The following is a 16,293-nucleotide window of genomic DNA, read 5'->3' as shown; positions in this document are numbered from 1 at the left end:
AGCCGATGCCGTGGTTTTAGCGGCTGATATTTGGGGCGGGATCACTTATAATCCCCCGCCAATTTGAGCCAGCCCAGAGGTCCGTTCCATGTCACGTCCAAGCGATCGCAGTGCCGCGCAACTTCGCCCGGTTACCATTACCCGCAATTTCACCAAACATGCAGAAGGCTCAGTGCTGGTGGAGTTCGGTAACACTCGCGTGCTCTGCACCGCCAGCGTTGACACCAGCGTTCCGCGCTTCCTGAAAGGGAAGAACCAGGGCTGGGTGACTGCCGAATACGGCATGCTGCCGCGCTCCACCCACTCCCGGATGAACCGCGAAGCGGCCTCCGGCAAGCAGAGTGGCCGTACTCTGGAGATCTCCCGTCTGATCGCCCGCTCCCTGCGCGCGGCGGTAGACCTGACTGCGCTGGGCGAGCACTCCATCACAGTTGACTGTGATGTGCTGCAAGCCGATGGCGGCACCCGTACCGCCTCCATTACCGGTGCCTGCGTGGCGCTGGTGGATGCGCTGAACTGGATGGTCGAGAAGGGCATGATCAAGCAGAGCCCGCTCAAGCAGATGATCGCCGCCGTCTCCGTCGGCATGTATCAGGGCGAAGCCATCTGCGATCTGGAGTACATCGAAGACTCCGCCGCCGAGACCGACATGAACGTGGTGATGACCGAAGATGGTCGCATCATCGAGGTGCAGGGCACCGCGGAGGCCGAGCCCTTCACCCACGAAGAGCTGCTGGAGATGCTGGCGCTCGCCAAGGGCGGCATCGCCGACATCATTGCGCTGCAGAAGCAGTCGCTCTCCTGATTTTAAAAACGCGGCATTGACCGCGTTTTTTTATACCCCCACACAAGACAACGACAAGCCAAGCAAGGAGCCAGAATGAAAGCCTACCAGCGTCAATTTATCGAGTTCGCCCTGGAGAAACAGGTCCTCAAATTCGGTGAATTTACCCTGAAATCCGGTCGTAAAAGCCCCTACTTCTTCAACGCCGGTCTGTTCAACAGCGGCCGCGATCTGGCCCGTCTCGGCCGCTTCTATGCCGCCGCCCTGATGGATGCCGGCATCGAGTTCGATGTGCTGTTTGGCCCGGCCTACAAGGGGATCCCCATCGCCTCCGCCACTGCGGTGCAGCTGGTGGAGCAGCACGACGTGGACGTGCCCTGGTGCTTCAACCGCAAGGAGGCCAAGGATCACGGCGAGGGCGGCAACCTGGTGGGTAGTCCGCTCAAAGGGCGCATCATGCTGGTGGACGACGTTATCACTGCCGGCACCGCCATCCGCGAATCCATGGATCTGATCCAGGCCAACGGCGCCTCCCTGGCCGGCGTGCTGATCGCGCTGGACCGTCAGGAGAAGGGCAAGGGCGAGCTCTCCGCCATTCAGGAGGTGGAGCGTGACTACGGCGCCCACATCATCGCCATCATCCAGATGAGCGACCTGATCCAGTATCTGGAAGAGAAGCAGGCCGAGCAGCCTGAGCTGGCGGCACAACTGGCGGCCATGAAGGCTTACCGCGCCCAGTACGGTATCTGATCTCCGCTCACACCGCGCAATAGCTGAATGCGGCGCCCGTTTGCTCTCTGGCAGCAAACGGGTGCCGTTTTTTCATCTGCAAAAAGTGGATCATGTGGCTTGAGCTTGCCCTTACAGTAAAGGTTAGGGTTTGCCAGTCGGCGTTTTGTGGTGTCGACGGGTTCCGGGGAGGAACAACATGACCACTCATCTTCAATCACCGATTCATCTGCAGTTGCCGCTCAGCGGCATGAGCTGCGCCAACTGCGCAGGCCGTATCGCGGCCAGTCTCAACAAACTTGACGGGGTATCGGCCACCGTCAACTTCGCGCTGGAGCAGGCGGCCATCGAGCTGGCCAGCCCCGATCGCCTGCCTGCGGTGCTCGACAGCATCAAGAGTCAGGGTTACGACTACGGCAGCGAGACCTTTTTGTTTCAAATTACCGGTATGACTTGTGCCGGTTGTTCGGCTCGACTGAACAAAATGCTGGCCGCGCTGCCTGGCGTTATCTCCGCCGAGGTCAACTTCTCCATCGAACAGGCCCGCATCGTGCTGATCCCCGGGATGCAGACGCCCGCCGCTTTACGCGAGCAGATCGAGGCGCTTGGCTTTGGCGCCCAGCTGGCACAGGGTTCGGCCAGCGGCCGCCGCCAGCAGTTGCTGGAGCGGGAGGCGCAGGAGGCCGCCACTGCCCGTCAGGCTCAAACCCGGGTCATCGTCTCGGCTTTGCTGACGTTGCCGCTGCTGGTGGGGATGCTGGCCATGGCCGGACTGTTCCCCTGGCATCTACCCGCTTGGCTGGAGCTGGTGCTCGCCACCCCGGTGCAGTTCTGGATCGGGGCCCGTTTCTATCGCGGCGCCTGGCTTGCCATCAAGAACCGCGCAGCCAATATGGATGTGCTGGTGGCAACCGGTACCAGCGCCGCCTACTTCTACAGCCTCTATCTGTTGTTGACGCTGGGGATGGCTGCCAGCGGCAAGCTCTATTTCGAGGCGAGCGCCATCATCATTACCCTGATCTCCCTCGGCAAGTTGCTGGAGGCACGGGCCAGACGCAGCACCCAGTCCGCCATTCGCGAACTGATGGCGCTGCGGCCGGAAACCGCCACCGTCTGGCGTGGCGAGAACTGGCAAAGCGTCGCCATCGACGAGGTGCTGCGCGGCGATCGGCTGCGGGTGCTGGTGGGCGAGCGGGTGCCGGTGGATGGCAAAATCGTGAGCGGCGCCAGCGAACTGGACGAATCGATCCTCACCGGCGAGAGCCTGCCGGTACCGCGCAATGTGGGCGACAAGGTGCTGGGCGGCGCCATCAACCGCTCCGGCGTGCTGGAGATCGAAGCCACGACCGTGGGGGAGGACTCCAGCCTCAACAAGATCATCGCGCTGGTGGAGAGTGCCCAGATGGGCAAGGCCCCGCTGCAACAGCTGGTGGACAAGGTTTCCGCCGTGTTCGTGCCGGTGGTGATGGCCATCGCCCTGTTCACCCTGCTGGTGTGGTACGCCATCAGCAACGACTTCGGTCAGGCGCTGCTGGCAGCGGTGGCGGTGCTGGTGATCGCCTGCCCCTGCGCGCTGGGGCTGGCGACCCCGGCGGCCATTGTCACTGGCACCGGCGTCGCGGCGCGTCACGGCATTCTGATCAAGGATGTGGATACCCTGCAGAAGGCCCACGCCATCAAGGCGCTCATCTTCGACAAAACCGGCACGCTCACTCAAGGCAAGCCGGTGCTGGCCAGCTGGAGCGGCACGGGCGAGCAACTGCGCCTCGCCGCCGCCCTGCAGCAGGCGAGCGAACACCCGCTGGCGCTGGCCATGCGCGAGGCGGTCGGCAGCGGGGTGGCACTGCCTCAGCCCGACGCGGTCGAGGTGCGGGTCGGTGCCGGTATTGTCGGTCAGGTAGCGGGTCACACAGTCGCTATCGGCAATGGATCCCTGCTGGCCCAGCTCGGCATTGAAGTGACACAACAGGAGCAACAACCCGCCGATGGCGCGACCCGGGTTTGGGTGGCCATCGACGGCGTGGTGGCCGGCATAGCGGCGCTGGCCGATACCCTGCGCCCCGAGAGTCCGGAAGCCATCGCCACCCTGCGCCAGCGTGGTATCGCCAGCTGGCTGGTGAGTGGCGATGCACCGGCGCCGGTGGCCCATATCGCCGCCAAGCTGGGGCTGGATGGGGCCTTTGACTCCGTGCTGCCAGCGGGCAAGGTGGAGAAAGTGGAGGCGCTGCGGGCGCAAACCCGCGGGCTGGTGGCCATGGTGGGGGATGGAGTGAACGATGCCCCGGCGCTGGCGGCGGCGGACGTCGGCATCGCCATGGGCTCCGGCTCCGACGTGGCGATGGAGACAGCTTCCATCACCCTGATGCGCTCCGATCCGCGGCTGGTGGCCGATGCCATCGACATCTCGGCGGCGACCTGGCGCACCATACAGCAGAATCTGTTCTGGGCCTTCGTGTTCAATATCATCGGTATTCCGCTGGCGGCGCTGGGCTACCTCAGCCCCGAGCTGGCGGGGGCGGCCATGGCCCTGAGCAGCATCACCGTTTTGAGCAATTCCCTGTTATTGAAACGCTGGCAGCCCAGGGCGGCGCACGGGCCAGCATCCAACCCGATCAGTAAGGAGGCATAAATGAACATCAGCAAGGTTGCCAAGGCCACTGGGCTGACCGCCAAGACCATCCGTTATTACGAGAGCATTGGCCTCATCACAGCCCCGGTACGCAGTGACAACGGCTATCGCAGTTACACCGAGGGGGCGTTGCGGGAGTTGCGTTTCGTCAAGCGGGCGCGGGAGACCGGCTTCAATCTGGAGGAGTGTCAGGAGCTGCTGGCGCTCTACCGTGACGAACACAGAACCAGTGCCCAGGTGAAGAAGCTGGCGCAGGAGAAGATCGTCGATCTGCGCGCCCGCATCGCCGGGCTGCAGGCCATGCTTACCTCCCTGGAAGGGTTGGTTTGCTGCTGCCACGGGGATGAAAATCCCGAGTGCCCGATCCTCGACGAATTGGAGAAGGGGTGAGCAAGGACTCACCTGCCAGCGCAGAAGAAATCGTTATTGATTGATTAACTTCTTAATAAGCGGCGCTTTATTGTTGCGGGTCAGGGGGTAATGGTAGACTGCTCGGCTCTTGTACAGGAGTACTCAGTTGACCCAGAGTGTGACACGCCAGGTTAAGCAGGCCATCATGGCCCAGCTCTATACCCATGCATCGTTCAGTCTCCCCTGTTTGGGCGTGTTGGCATTTGGCTGGAGTCTGCTGTTTCACGACTATCTACCCGCCATCGAAGCGCTCGGTTGGCTGGCAGGCACTTTCCTGTGGCTGCTGGGTCGGGGCTGGCACTTGCGCTGGCGCCGAGCCCGCCTGCACCAGACACCGCTGCCGGTGCTGGAGCGGGAGCTCTTTATCGGAGCCACCATCACCTCCATCATCTGGGCCCTCGGGGTGCTGCTCTACATGGACAAGCTGCCCGATACCTACCGGGCCGCCATGATGATGCTCTCCAGCCTCATTCTTACCGGCAGCGCCATCATGCTGTTTGGCAGCCGCCGTACCCTCTATGGTTCCGCCCTGCCGCTGGGCATGGCGATGCTGTTCGAGCTGGGTAATGGCAACGAGCAGGAGCGGATCGTCTCCTGCATGCTGGCGGGCTATCTTTTTGTCTTTCTGCCGACCCTGTTGCGCCGGATGCGGCGGGATCAGATCGCCTCGCTCCACCACCGCTTCTCGAACGCCGAACTGGTTGCCGAACTGAAGGCGGTCTCCGAGCATTTGCGTCTCACCTCCCGCCTCGACGGCCTGACCGGCATCGCCAACCGCGCCCATCTCGACGACTCTCTGGAGCGGGCCTGGCGGCGCTGCCATCGCGCCCGGGCGCCGTTGTCGCTGGTGCTGGTGGATGTGGATTACTTCAAGCAGTTCAACGATCTCTACGGCCATCAGCTGGGGGATGACTGCCTGCAACAGGTGGCGGGGCTGCTGGCCGAGGTGGAGCGGCGCGAGGACGATCTGGCGGCCCGTTACGGGGGCGAAGAGTTCGCCTTGCTGCTGCCCTGCACCGGCATGCAGGGGGCGTTGCAGGTGGCGGACAATGTGCGGCAGGCGCTCAAGGAGCTGGCCATCCCGCACCAGAAGTCACTGGTCTCCGGTCGGGTCACATGTAGTTTTGGTGTTGCGACACTGATACCGGACAACAGCATGAAAATCGCCGATTTGATCCAAAAAGCGGATGCGGCCCTGTATCAGGCCAAGCATAATGGGCGGGATCGAATCGAAGTAGCCTTGATGGGTAAGGTTGCCTGAATTTAACGTGACAGATTAAAGAGGTTGTCTATGCAATGTCATCGTATCGAAGAGCTGCTGGAGTTGTTGCAGCCTGCCTGGATCAAGGAACAGGATCTCAGCCTGGTGCAGTTTGTTGCCAAACTGGCCCAAGAAGCAGGATTTGAAGGGCCTCTGTCCGAGCTGACCGACGACATGCTGATCTATCACCTCAAAATGCGGGAATCCGACAAGCAGGCGATGATCCCCGGTCTGGCCAAGGATCATGTGCCCGATTTCAAAGAGGCGCTGCTCAAGGCTCGCGGAATCAAGTGAATCTTTAGCGGAAGCGCATCACCTCGTGGTGATGCGCTTTTTTGTTGCCGAAAATTGCGATCCAACCCCAATATTAGATACATCTAATCCACACAATTAGCATGCTGTTTAAGATATAATCCGCTCCATAACAAATAAGGGAGCGATGTCTTGCAATGGCCGACCACGATAAAATCGATATCAAGGACGTCACCGACAAGGGCGTAACCGGGACCTTCAACCCCAATACGTTCAAAGCCAGCGACGACAGATTCAACCCGGGCAACCGCATCTATGTGCGGGCCCAGAAAGGGTATTGGCAGCGGATGCGCAAGGCCATGGGCTGGTTCTTTGTGGCGCTGTTCGTGCTGCTGCCCTGGCTGCGTTACGACGGGCGACAGGCGGTGCTGTTCGACCTCGGTCACCAGCAGTTCCATATCTTTGGCGCCACCATCTGGCCGCAGGATCTGACCCTGCTCGCCTGGCTCTTCATGATCGCCGCCTTCGGACTCTTCTTTATTACCACTTTCCTCGGTCGGGTCTGGTGTGGCTATCTCTGCCCGCAGACGGTCTGGACCTTCATGTTCATCTGGTTTGAAGAGAAGCTGGAAGGGCCCGCCAATAAGCGGCGCAAGCTGGACGAGGCGCCCTGGAGCGGCGAGAAGCTGGCCCGCAAGGGAGCCAAGCATCTGGCCTGGCTGGCGATCTCACTGGTGACCGGCCTGACCTTCGTCGCCTACTTCCAGGATGTAACTGAACTGGTGCCGGACCTCTTCACCCTGCAGGCCAGCGGATGGGTGCTGTTCTGGGTGATCTTCTTCACCATCATTACCTACGGCAACGCTGGCTGGATGCGTGCCATCATGTGTATCCACATGTGCCCCTATGCCCGCTTCCAGTCCGCCATGTTCGACAAGGACACCTTCATCGTCGGCTATGACACCAAGCGTGGCGAGACCCGTGGCGCCCGCTCCCGCAAGGCAGATCCCAAGGCGATGGGATTGGGTGACTGTATCGACTGCGATCTCTGCGTGCAGGTTTGCCCGACCGGTATCGACATCCGCGATGGCCTGCAGTACGAGTGCATCAACTGCGGCGCCTGCGTCGATGCCTGCGACCAGACCATGGAGCGGATGGGCTACCCGAAAGGGCTCATCAGCTACACCACCGAGCACAAGCTGGCCAACGACTCCACCCATGTGGCGCGGCCCAAGCTGATTGGTTACGGGCTGGTGATGGCGGTGATGCTGGGGGTATTTGTCTACAACGCCATGTCCATCATGCCGATGGGGCTCGATATCCTGCGGGATCGCAACCAGCTGTTCCGCGAAAACAGCGAGGGGCTGATTGAGAACACCTACACCCTCAAGATCCTCAACAAGACCCTGCAGTCCCAGACCTACCAGTTGGATGTGGAGGGCTTGCCCGAGTATCAGTGGTTCGGCCCCCGTGAAGTGACCCTGAAGGCGGGCGAGATCTACACCCTGCCGGTCAGTCTGGCGGTCGATCCCTACAACCTGAAACGGCCGGCGCTGGATATCCAGTTCGTGCTGAAACGGGAGGGGGCGGCGCCCGATGACAGCAAGGGCAACCTGCGCCAGGGCAGCAAGTTTATCAGCCGGTTGTAACTGCGTGTGGCTGCGGGCGGGGCGTGACACCAGTCCGGTCACCAGCGAGCACGGCAATGCCGGTCAGTAGTGATAGAATGGGGCGCAACGGCGCCCCTTTCTTATGGTGGATGACATGCGTTTCAACTATTCCGACCTCAATCCCGACCTCATCATGGATGCGCTCGATCTCAGTGGCCTGCGGCTCGACTCCGGCCTTATCGAGCTCAACAGCTACGAAAACCGGGTCTACCAGTTTCAGGATGAGGATCGTCGCCGCTATGTGGTGAAGTTCTACCGTCCCGGCCGCTGGAGCAGGGCCCAGATCCTCGAGGAGCACGAGTTTGCCACCCGCCTTGCAGAGGCTGAGATCCCGGTCGCCGCACCGCTCGCCTTCGCGGGCGAGACCCTGCTGGAGCACGAGGGCTACCCCTTTGCCATCTGGCAGAGCGTCGGTGGCCGCCAGTTCGAGGTGGATAACCTTGACCAGCTGGAGTGGGTGGGGCGTTTCCTCGGTCGTATTCATCAGAGCGGCGCCAGCAAGCCGTTTCACCATCGGGTGCGGCTCGATGTGGAGAGCATGCTGCACGAACCGCGTCAGCTGCTGGCGTCTGGCGAGTGGCTGCCAAGCGGGCTGGCGAAGCAATTCTTCGGGGTACTCGACGAGCTGATCAAGCATGTCAGCGACGCCATGACCCTGGATGTGGCGCAGATCTCCCTGCATGGCGATTGCCACCCGGGTAACATCCTCTGGCGCGATGGCCCCATGTTTGTCGACCTCGATGATTGCCGTACCGGCCCCGCGATTCAGGATCTCTGGATGATGCTGAGCGGCGAGCGCCACGAGCAGCAGATCCAGCTCGACACCCTGCTGGCGGGCTACGAGGAGTTTATGGAGTTCGACTCGCGGGAGCTGGCGCTGATCGAGCCGCTGCGGGCAATGCGCATCGTTCACTACATGGCGTGGCTGGCGCGGCGCTGGGAAGATCCCGCCTTCCCCCGTCACTTCCCCTGGTTCAATACCGATCACTACTGGCGTCAACAGATAGCGACACTGCACGATCAGCTGGAGGCACTCAAGGCGCCACCGCTGAGCCTGATGCCAAACTGGTGAAATAGAAGGGATCTTGCGCGGCAAGGGGGACTCGATCTCCGGCCCTGACCATTGACGTCAGCATGGCGAAACAATAGGCTTGGCACTGCTTCGGTTCGCCGGGCGTGCCTCACAGTGATCCCTTAACAGGAAACATCATGAAAAAAGTTCTATTTTTCCTTGCTGCCATGCTGATGATCCCCATGGTTCACGCCGCCCCCGAGTTCAAGGAAGGCGTCAACTACGATGTGGTCAAACAGACTGGCAGTGCCCAGCCGGAAGTGATGGAGTTCTTCTCCTACTACTGCCCGCACTGCGCTACCTTCGAACCGATCGTTGAACAGTTGAAGGCCGGGTTGCCAGAGGGTGTGCCCCTCAAGAAGAACCCGGTTGCCTTCCTCGGTCGCGAGATGGGCCCCGAGATGCAGCGTGCCTACGCCGTTGCCAGCCTGCTCAACGCCGAAGCCAAGCTGACCCCGGCCATCTTCACCAAGATCCACACCCAGCGTCAGCCGCCGATGAGCCGTGACGACGTAAAGAAGATCTTCGTGGACAACGGCGTTCCGGCTGAAGAGTTCGACGGTGCCGTCGACAGCTTCGCCGTCTCCGGCATGGTCTCCCAGTTCGATCGCAACACCGAGAGCTACAACATTCGCGGTGTACCGGCTTTCCTGGTGAACGGCAAGTACATGGTGAAGATTGAATCCATCACCTCTCAAGAGCAGTTCAACAAGCTGGTGCAGTTCCTGCTGGCCAAGAAAGACTGATACCTTTTGAGTTGATTAAAAAAGCCCGCCGGTGTGAACCGGCGGGCTTTTTGTTTTCTGATTGTCGGGAAGATCAGACCCCGACGTGGAACGCCTGTTTGAGGTTGCGGATAAACTCCGCATCCCGGCAGAGGGTTTTGCCCGGGCTGTCGGAGATCTTGGCAACCGGGCCGCCATTGCACTCGATCAGCTTGAAGACGATGTTCATCGGGCTGACACCGGGCAGATCGCAGGTGAGCTTGGTGCCGATGCCGAAGCTGGTATTGATGCGGCCACGGAAGTGGCGGAACAGCTGCACCGCCTTGTCGAGGTTGAGCCCGTCGGAGAAGACCAGGGTCTTGTCGGTGGGGTCGATGCCGAGGCGCTGATAGTGGCTGATCGCCTTCTCGCCCCACACCACGGGATCGCCGGAGTCGTGGCGCAAGCCCTGATAGCTGCTGGCCAGCTCGAAGTCGAAGTCGCGCAGGAAGGCATCCATGGTGATGCAGTCGGTCAGGGCGATGCCGAGATGGTCGGTGAACTCGTCCAGCCAGCTGGTCAGGGCGGCGCGCTGGCTGTGCTCCAGCGGGAAGCCGAGCTGCTGGTGTGCCTGGAACCACTCATGGGCCTGGGTGCCGACAGCGGGCAGCTTGTACTTCTGGGCCAGCATGTAGTTGCTGGTGCCGCGAAACGCCGGCAGCCGCTCCTTGAGGCGGCCCACTACCGCATCCTGTACCGCGTGAGAGAAGCGGCGGCGGGTGCCGAAGTCGATGAGGTTAAACTCGCTCATCTCGTCGCTGCTCAGCTCCTTCTCCAGCTTGTCGATCTTCTGATCGAGCCGCTCCAGCGCGTGGCTGACGCCGAACTGGGGGTAGCGGAAGCGGTTGCGCATCTCGCTGATGATGGCGAGCACCGGGATTTCCCACAGGATCACATCCTGCCAGGGCCCCTCGACCCGCACATTGATGCGGCCATCCTGCTCGAACACTTTGAGCAGCGAGGCATCGAGTGGCTTGCGGCGCAGGTGGTCGAGGTAGTCAGAGGTGAAGAAGGGACGCTCGGCCAGAAAATCGAGCTCTGGCCTGGTCAGTCGCAGGGAACCGGCGAGGCGCAGTTGCTCCTCGATCTGCCCCATCATGGGCAGCAGATCCTCTTCATTGCGGCTGTGAAACTCGGCCACCACCTCGGCATCCGGATAGCGATGGAACACCGCCTGCTGCATATGCAGTTTGTAGGCATCGGTGTCGAGCAGGCTGGTGAGGATTGGGGGCATATCAGGCTCCTCGCAGACTGGTGAGCACGATGGAGCTCCCCTGCCGCATATGTAACGTGCAGGCATCGGTGTCGAGCAGGCTGGTAAGAATCGGTGGCATATCAGGCGTCCAGCAGGCGTTGTACATCGATCAGGGTCTGGGCCAGTTCGGCGCCAGCCTCAATCATCTGGGTGTGGGCGCTGGCAACCGTCGCGGGCGCGATGCCACGGCAGGCATCGAGATGGACGATCACCCGGAAACCGGCGCGGCGCAGTTGCAGCACGCTGGTTTTGACACAGTAGTCGGTGGCGAGGCCGCCGACCAGTACGGTATCGACCTTGCGGGTTTGCAGGAATTCGATGAGTCCGGTGCTGCGCCGTTCGGCCAGGTCGTGGAAGCAGGTGCCGTAGGGATGGAGATCCGGTTCGACCCCCTTCCAGACGAAGAAGTCATAGTCGATGGGAGCGGGCAGGCCGTCGAGCAGCTCGAAGCCCTTGCTGCCCGGTACGCAGTGCACCGGCCAGGTGAGGTCGGCGTTGGGCAGATCCAGCGGCAGCAGCATGCCGGCGGGGTCAGAAACGGCCCAGTCGGCATTGGCGGGGTGAGAGTCCTTGCTGCCGATCCGCAGCGTGGCGAGGGTGGCCTGAGCGTTTAGCGCAGCCACAATATCATCACCGCCCGCAACGGGCAGTTCGTTCGGGCAGAGGGGGGTAAAGCCCTTCTGCGCATCAATATCCAGGCTGGCGACGGTTCCCATGATTGGCTCCTGCACATACTATTCGTGTGATATTATCTACCAAACATTAATGGAAGGCGAGCAGGGCGATCGGCATGCTGAGAATGAGTCTGGATATGGTGGTGCTGCGGTTGCATGAGGAGCGGCTCGAACTGCTGCTCGAGACCCGCGATCGCCCCCCCTTTGCCCACTGCTGGCAACTGCCTGCGCTGCGCATCGACGAGACCCGGGATCGGGATCTTGATGCCGCCCAGCGCCGCCTGCTGGTGGAGTGGGGGCTCGGTCACTGCTACAGCGAGCAGGTCTGCACCCTCGGCAATCTGGAGCGGGATCCCCGCGGCTGGTCCACGACCCTGGTCTATCTCTGTCTGGTGGATCCGGAAGTGGAGGCGATCCACGGTTGCTGGCATCCGCTCGCCAACCTGCCGGGGCTGAGCCTCGCCTTCGACCATGTCCAGCTTATCGCCAAGGGGCTGGAGCGGCTGCGGATTAAGAGCCGCTACAGCACCCTGCCGCTGCAACTACTGGGGCCCGAGTTCACCCTCTCCGAGGTGCAGCGCGCCTTCGAAATCATCCTGCAGACCCCCATGAATACGGCGGCATTTCGCAAGCGGATCCATCGCGCCGACATTCTGGTGGATACCGGTCGCAAGCGTACCGGCAAACAGCGCCCCGCCATTCTCTATCGGCTGGAGAGTCCCTGCTGCGTGATGTTCGATCAGGTGATGCATGGAGCGGAAGCATGAGTGATACCAGCGTGCACAAGGTGCTGGTGAGTGCCTGCTTGCTGGGTCAGCCGGTGCGTTACGACGGTCAGAGCAAGGAGATTGTCAGCGACTGGCTGAGTGAGCTGGGTGCCGAGGGGCGGGCGCTGGCCTTCTGTCCCGAAGTGGCGGGCGGTCTGCCGACCCCGCGTCCTCCTGCCGAGCGGCAGGGCGAGCGTGTAGTGACGGCGAGCGGGCTGGATGTGACTGAAGAGTTTGATCGCGGCGCCGAGCTGGCGTTGGCTATTTGTCAGGCGCAGGGCATTCGCTTCGCCCTGCTGAAAGAGGGGAGCCCCTCATGTGGCAGCGGCCGTATCTATAACGGCCGCTTTGAAGGTGTTTCTGTAGCGGGCGAGGGCAAGACCACTGCCCTGCTGCGCCGCCACGGGATTGCAGTCTTTTCCGAAGATCAGTTGGCCGAGTTGGCTTCTGCGCTCTCTTTGGATTCATCCCCGGATTTGGCGGCAACTGGCAGCGGCACCTGACCGCTCTGCCACCCCTCCAGCACCTCGTCCTTCTCCTGCCAGCGCTGGTTTAGCCACTCCTGAAAACCGCGCTTGAACTGCTTGTCGTTGAAGTAATCTCCTATCAGCTGTTCATTCACCGGCAGCTCCTCAATCCGCACCTGAATGCGTTTTACCCGCCCCATCAGGAAGTCCTTGAACGGGGTCTCGGCGTTGTCCGGATAGCGGATGGTGACGTTGATCAGGCTGTCGAACTGCTCGCCCATGGCTGCCAGCGTAAAGGCCAGCCCCGCCGCTTTGGGGGGCATCAGATGGCGGTAGCGGGAGCGGGCCGCATCCCGTTTCTGCTCGGTGAAGCGGGTTCCTTCCACGAAGTTGATGACGGTAGTGGGGATGTGGCGAAACTTCTCGCAGGCGTTGCGGGTGGTCTCGATATCCTTGCCGCGCAGGTGCGGGTTCTTCAGCAAAAACTCCCGTGAGTAGCGACGCATAAAGGGCATATCGAGCCCCCAGCAGGCGAGCCCCAACAGCGGGATATAGATCAGCTCGTGCTTCATAAAGAACTTGGGCACCGGCAGCCGGTCGCGGAACAGGTGGCCGAGCACCACGATATCGGTCCAGCTCATATGGTTGCTGATGATGAGATACCAGCCATCCTTGCGCAGCTTGGTATTGTCCTCCACCTGCCAGTCAATGCGGGTGGTGAGGCGGATCACCAGCGCATTGCAGGCCAGCCACAGACGCATGAAGCGGTTGTTGAGGCGGCTGCAGGCGCGGCCAAAGGCCGGGATCGGCAGCAGCAGTTTGGCCAGCGACACCAGCAGGATCAGACTGGCGCACAAGGCGGTGAAAAGGATGGTCAGGCCCGCGCTGATGATCAGCACCAGCGGGCCGGGAAGCAGGGATAGCATGAATGTTTACTGCGCCTTGGTTGCCAGCAGTTGGCTCAGGGTCTGGTCCTTTTCGTGCCAGATCCCGTTCAACCACTGTTGAAACTCTTGTTGGAACTCGGGGTCATTGAAGTAATCCCCCACCAGCTTGCGGTCGATCGGCAAATAGCGGACCTGAACCTTGATTTGCCCGACCCGGCCACACATGAAGTCCCAGTAGCTGGGGATGCCGTCCGGATAGGCGATGGTGACATCCACCAGTTGATGCAACTGATCACCCATGGCGGCCAGAGTAAAGGCGATGCCCCCCGCTTTCGGGAGTAGCAGATGACGATAGGGCGAGCCCTGCTTCTGATGCTTGCTGCCGGTGAAGCGGGTGCCTTCGACGAAGTTCATCACACTCACCGGAATGTGGCGGAACCTGGCGCAGGCCTTACGGGTTGTTTCTATGTCTTTTCCCTTCAGATGGGGATGCTTTTCCAGAAATTTCCGGGAATATCGCCGCATGAAGGGGAAGTCGAGCGCCCACCATGCCAGACCGAGAAAAGGTACCCAAATCAGCTCTTTCTTGAGGAAAAACTTCAGGAAGGGGATTTTTCGGTTAAAAACCCGCTGCAGTACCAGTATGTCGACCCAGGATTGATGGTTGGCAATCACCATATACCACTCATTCCGGCGCCCTTTGTCCACTCCGACCACCTCGAAAGGGGTTTTTATGATGGTTTTCTGGATCAGATTGTTGAAACCTATCCAGCAGCTGGCACAGCCATCGAGCAGCCAGTTGCAGAGGGTGCGCCACCCCTTGAGGGGGAGCAGGAGCTTGAGCAGGCCCAGCGAAAAGATGGGGACAAACCAGAAGAGGGTGTTGAAAAAATAGAGCAGGGTGGAGAGGCTGCCGCGCAGTCGCTCTGTCAGCTTGTTGGGCATGAGTCGGGTCCGTCTTGCTGTCGATAAAGGGCCATCAAGTGGTCAGATCTGTGGCCATAATATCAGCCGATTGCCCGTGAGACCATTCAGAGCCTTTACGGGGTTGGACTCACCCTTTCCCTTCTGTCAGCTGCTGCGCAGTCGCGACAGCAGCCTGTCCATGGCGCGATAACCGAGCGCCTCGATAAGATGCTCCTTGCCGATGGCGGGTTGCCCGGCCAGATCGGCGATGGTGCGTGACACCCGCAGGATGCGATGCCAGGCCCGGATACTGAGCCCCAGCTTCTGAATGGCATTCTCCAAAAATTCGGCATCTTGTGGTGATAGTCGGCAAATATCCTCTATCTCACGGCTATCCAGCAGGTTGTTGAGCTTGCCGTTGCGACTCAGCATGCGCTCCCGTGCCGCCAGTACCCGATCGCGGATCTGCTGGCTCGACTCCCCCCGCTCCGCCTTGCCGGTCAGGCTCCCCTTGGGCAGCAGTGGCACCTCCACCGTCAGGTCAAAGCGGTCGAGAAAGGGGCCGGAGAGTTTGCCGAGGTAGCGAAGGATCTGATCCGGGCTGGAGCGGGTCTGGCCGTCACCATAGTGGCCGCAGGGGCTGGGATTCATGGCGCCCACCAGCTGGAAGCGGGCGGGAAAATCGACCTGACGGGCGGCCCGGCTGATGGTGATGTGGCCCGTCTCCAGCGGCTCGCGCAGGGAGTCGAGCACCTTGCGCTCGAACTCGGGCAATTCATCCAGAAACAGCACCCCGTTGTGGGCCAGCGAAATTTCGCCTGGCCGTGGGTGGCTGCCGCCTCCCACCAGCGCCACTGCCGAGGCACTGTGGTGCGGCGTGCGGTATGGCCTGTGGTGCCAGTGACCGGCGCGTGGGGTGAGGCCACCGATGGAGTGGATGGCGGCGGTCTGCTGCGCCTCCTGTTCGCTCAGCGGTGGCAAGATGCCGGGCAAGCGGCTTGCCAGCATGCTCTTGCCGGTGCCGGGCGGGCCGATGAACAGCAGGTTGTGACTGCCGGCGGCGGCGATCTCCAGCGCCCGCTTGGCCTGTGACTGGCCGATCACATCCTGCAGATCCGGTACATCGGGCAGGCTCTCCGCGTTTTGGGGATCCGGCAGCGGCAGTTCGTACTGGCCCGCCAGCCAAGCTGTGACGGCCAGCAGCTGATGGGCGGTGCGCACCTCGGCATCCTGAATGAGGGAAGCTTCGGGGCCGTTCTCTCGCGGTACCAGCAGGGTGCGACCCGCATCCCGGCAGGCGAGCACGGCGGGCAGCACCCCGAGCACAGGACGGATCTCTCCGGTCAGGGCCAATTCCCCTAAAAATTCGTGATCGAGCAGATATTTTGCAGGTATCTGCTTGGAAGCGGCAAGAATACCGATGGCGATGGCCAGATCGAAACGGCCACCCTCCTTGGGCAGGTCGGCGGGGGCCAGATTGACGGTGATGTGTTTGCTCGGGAACTCGAAGTTGCCGTTGAGTAGGGCGCTGCGCACCCGATCCCGCGACTCTTTCACCGAGGTTTCCGGCAGGCCGACCATGTTGAAGGCGGGCAGGCCGTTGGAGAGGTGAACTTCCACCGTAACTTGCGGGGCCGCGATCCCGAGGCTGGCACGGCTATAAACCACAGCTAATGACATAAATCCCGTCCTTGAGTTGATATATGTTCTGACTAACTGCTTGTTGTTGGTTTTTTATTCCAGAGTTCCGGCTGGGGAATAGCCA

At 61.3% G+C, this 16,293-nt stretch carries 16 protein-coding genes; 11 read left to right on the top strand and 5 right to left on the bottom strand.

Annotated features, from left to right (window positions below; all coding sequences use genetic code 11):
• The first annotated feature begins 88 nt into the window (after nt 1-88).
• From rph to AB5Z02_RS12470, 9 genes are all read left to right on the top strand, one after another.
• Complete coding sequence (gene rph / locus AB5Z02_RS12510) at nt 89-805, top strand: ribonuclease PH (RefSeq protein ID WP_005339589.1); 717 nt, start codon at nt 89-91, stop codon at nt 803-805.
• Between the two features lie 75 nt (nt 806-880).
• Nucleotides 881-1,534 (top strand): orotate phosphoribosyltransferase, encoded by a 654-nt coding sequence (pyrE, locus tag AB5Z02_RS12505; RefSeq protein WP_010676102.1) that lies wholly within the window; start codon nt 881-883, stop codon nt 1,532-1,534.
• Between the two features lie 178 nt (nt 1,535-1,712).
• Nucleotides 1,713-4,142, top strand: coding sequence for a heavy metal translocating P-type ATPase (locus AB5Z02_RS12500; protein ID WP_368216084.1), 2,430 nt, complete (start codon nt 1,713-1,715; stop codon nt 4,140-4,142).
• Entirely contained in the window at nt 4,143-4,532 is a 390-nt protein-coding gene (cueR, locus tag AB5Z02_RS12495) for a Cu(I)-responsive transcriptional regulator (protein ID WP_005356117.1), read from the top strand.
• 127 nt (nt 4,533-4,659) lie between these two features.
• Complete coding sequence (locus AB5Z02_RS12490) at nt 4,660-5,814, top strand: GGDEF domain-containing protein (RefSeq protein ID WP_005339596.1); 1,155 nt, start codon at nt 4,660-4,662, stop codon at nt 5,812-5,814.
• Nucleotides 5,815-5,844: 30 nt separating this feature from the next.
• Nucleotides 5,845-6,108, top strand: a complete 264-nt coding sequence (locus tag AB5Z02_RS12485; RefSeq protein WP_005339598.1) for a YihD family protein — start codon at nt 5,845-5,847, stop codon at nt 6,106-6,108.
• Between the two features lie 155 nt (nt 6,109-6,263).
• On the top strand, nt 6,264-7,715 hold the full coding sequence (gene ccoG / locus AB5Z02_RS12480) for a cytochrome c oxidase accessory protein CcoG (RefSeq protein WP_005357450.1): 1,452 nt from the start codon (nt 6,264-6,266) through the stop codon (nt 7,713-7,715).
• Between the two features lie 103 nt (nt 7,716-7,818).
• Nucleotides 7,819-8,808: a serine/threonine protein kinase gene (locus tag AB5Z02_RS12475; protein ID WP_236368085.1), complete on the top strand. Its 990-nt coding sequence runs from the start codon at nt 7,819-7,821 to the stop codon at nt 8,806-8,808.
• Nucleotides 8,809-8,945: 137 nt separating this feature from the next.
• Nucleotides 8,946-9,554 carry a thiol:disulfide interchange protein DsbA/DsbL gene (locus tag AB5Z02_RS12470; protein ID WP_005339604.1) on the top strand — a complete coding sequence of 203 codons (609 nt, stop codon included), beginning with the start codon at nt 8,946-8,948 and terminating at the stop codon, nt 9,552-9,554.
• A gap of 73 nt (nt 9,555-9,627) precedes the next feature.
• On the opposite strand, the gene pncB is transcribed toward AB5Z02_RS12470, so the two are convergent.
• Nucleotides 9,628-10,806 (bottom strand): nicotinate phosphoribosyltransferase, encoded by a 1,179-nt coding sequence (gene pncB / locus AB5Z02_RS12465; RefSeq protein WP_368216083.1) that lies wholly within the window; start codon nt 10,804-10,806, stop codon nt 9,628-9,630.
• Nucleotides 10,807-10,907: 101 nt separating this feature from the next.
• Complete coding sequence (locus tag AB5Z02_RS12460; protein ID WP_139400132.1) at nt 10,908-11,543, bottom strand: nicotinamidase; 636 nt, start codon at nt 11,541-11,543, stop codon at nt 10,908-10,910.
• 74 nt (nt 11,544-11,617) lie between these two features.
• Here AB5Z02_RS12460 and AB5Z02_RS12455 point away from each other — a divergent pair, with 74 nt between their 5' ends.
• Both AB5Z02_RS12455 and AB5Z02_RS12450 read left to right on the top strand, forming a co-directional pair.
• Entirely contained in the window at nt 11,618-12,268 is a 651-nt protein-coding gene (locus AB5Z02_RS12455; protein ID WP_088870385.1) for a DNA mismatch repair protein MutT, read from the top strand.
• Nucleotides 12,265-12,771 (top strand): DUF523 domain-containing protein, encoded by a 507-nt coding sequence (locus tag AB5Z02_RS12450; protein WP_231721569.1) that lies wholly within the window; start codon nt 12,265-12,267, stop codon nt 12,769-12,771. Before AB5Z02_RS12455 ends, AB5Z02_RS12450 begins: the two co-directional genes overlap by 4 nt.
• On the opposite strand, the gene AB5Z02_RS12445 is transcribed toward AB5Z02_RS12450, so the two are convergent.
• The 3 genes from AB5Z02_RS12445 to AB5Z02_RS12435 form a co-directional block, all read right to left on the bottom strand.
• The gene (locus AB5Z02_RS12445) at nt 12,696-13,661 is read right to left on the bottom strand and encodes an acyltransferase (protein WP_231721570.1); all 966 of its coding nucleotides are present in this window, start codon (nt 13,659-13,661) and stop codon (nt 12,696-12,698) included. The two genes, AB5Z02_RS12450 and AB5Z02_RS12445, sit on opposite strands and share 76 nt — an antisense overlap.
• Nucleotides 13,662-13,667: 6 nt before the next feature.
• Complete coding sequence (locus AB5Z02_RS12440) at nt 13,668-14,567, bottom strand: acyltransferase (protein WP_088870382.1); 900 nt, start codon at nt 14,565-14,567, stop codon at nt 13,668-13,670.
• 126 nt (nt 14,568-14,693) lie between these two features.
• On the bottom strand, nt 14,694-16,208 hold the full coding sequence (locus tag AB5Z02_RS12435) for a YifB family Mg chelatase-like AAA ATPase (protein WP_043823222.1): 1,515 nt from the start codon (nt 16,206-16,208) through the stop codon (nt 14,694-14,696).
• Between the last annotated feature and the right edge of the window lie 85 nt (nt 16,209-16,293).

This window comes from Aeromonas sp. R2-3, assembly GCF_040908375.1.
Lineage (GTDB): Bacteria > Pseudomonadota > Gammaproteobacteria > Enterobacterales > Aeromonadaceae > Aeromonas > Aeromonas veronii.
The sequence above is the reverse complement of the archived record's forward strand: the minus strand, read 5'-3'. Positions and strand labels throughout refer to the sequence as shown.

Excerpts from the sequence above, each read along its gene's own strand:
- rph (WP_005339589.1), top strand. The coding sequence starts at position 89 with ATGTCACGTCCAAGCGATCGCAGTGCCGCGCAACTTCGCCCGGTTACC.
- pyrE (WP_010676102.1), top strand. The coding sequence starts at position 881 with ATGAAAGCCTACCAGCGTCAATTTATCGAGTTCGCCCTGGAGAAACAG.
- AB5Z02_RS12500 (WP_368216084.1), top strand. The coding sequence starts at position 1,713 with ATGACCACTCATCTTCAATCACCGATTCATCTGCAGTTGCCGCTCAGC.
- cueR (WP_005356117.1), top strand. The coding sequence starts at position 4,143 with ATGAACATCAGCAAGGTTGCCAAGGCCACTGGGCTGACCGCCAAGACC.
- AB5Z02_RS12485 (WP_005339598.1), top strand. The coding sequence starts at position 5,845 with ATGCAATGTCATCGTATCGAAGAGCTGCTGGAGTTGTTGCAGCCTGCC.
- ccoG (WP_005357450.1), top strand. The coding sequence starts at position 6,264 with ATGGCCGACCACGATAAAATCGATATCAAGGACGTCACCGACAAGGGC.
- AB5Z02_RS12475 (WP_236368085.1), top strand. The coding sequence starts at position 7,819 with ATGGTGGATGACATGCGTTTCAACTATTCCGACCTCAATCCCGACCTC.
- AB5Z02_RS12470 (WP_005339604.1), top strand. The coding sequence starts at position 8,946 with ATGAAAAAAGTTCTATTTTTCCTTGCTGCCATGCTGATGATCCCCATG.
- pncB (WP_368216083.1), bottom strand. The coding sequence starts at position 10,806 with ATGCCCCCAATCCTCACCAGCCTGCTCGACACCGATGCCTACAAACTG.
- AB5Z02_RS12460 (WP_139400132.1), bottom strand. The coding sequence starts at position 11,543 with ATGGGAACCGTCGCCAGCCTGGATATTGATGCGCAGAAGGGCTTTACC.
- AB5Z02_RS12455 (WP_088870385.1), top strand. The coding sequence starts at position 11,618 with ATGCTGAGAATGAGTCTGGATATGGTGGTGCTGCGGTTGCATGAGGAG.
- AB5Z02_RS12450 (WP_231721569.1), top strand. The coding sequence starts at position 12,265 with ATGAGTGATACCAGCGTGCACAAGGTGCTGGTGAGTGCCTGCTTGCTG.
- AB5Z02_RS12445 (WP_231721570.1), bottom strand. The coding sequence starts at position 13,661 with ATGCTATCCCTGCTTCCCGGCCCGCTGGTGCTGATCATCAGCGCGGGC.
- AB5Z02_RS12440 (WP_088870382.1), bottom strand. The coding sequence starts at position 14,567 with ATGCCCAACAAGCTGACAGAGCGACTGCGCGGCAGCCTCTCCACCCTG.
- AB5Z02_RS12435 (WP_043823222.1), bottom strand. The coding sequence starts at position 16,208 with ATGTCATTAGCTGTGGTTTATAGCCGTGCCAGCCTCGGGATCGCGGCC.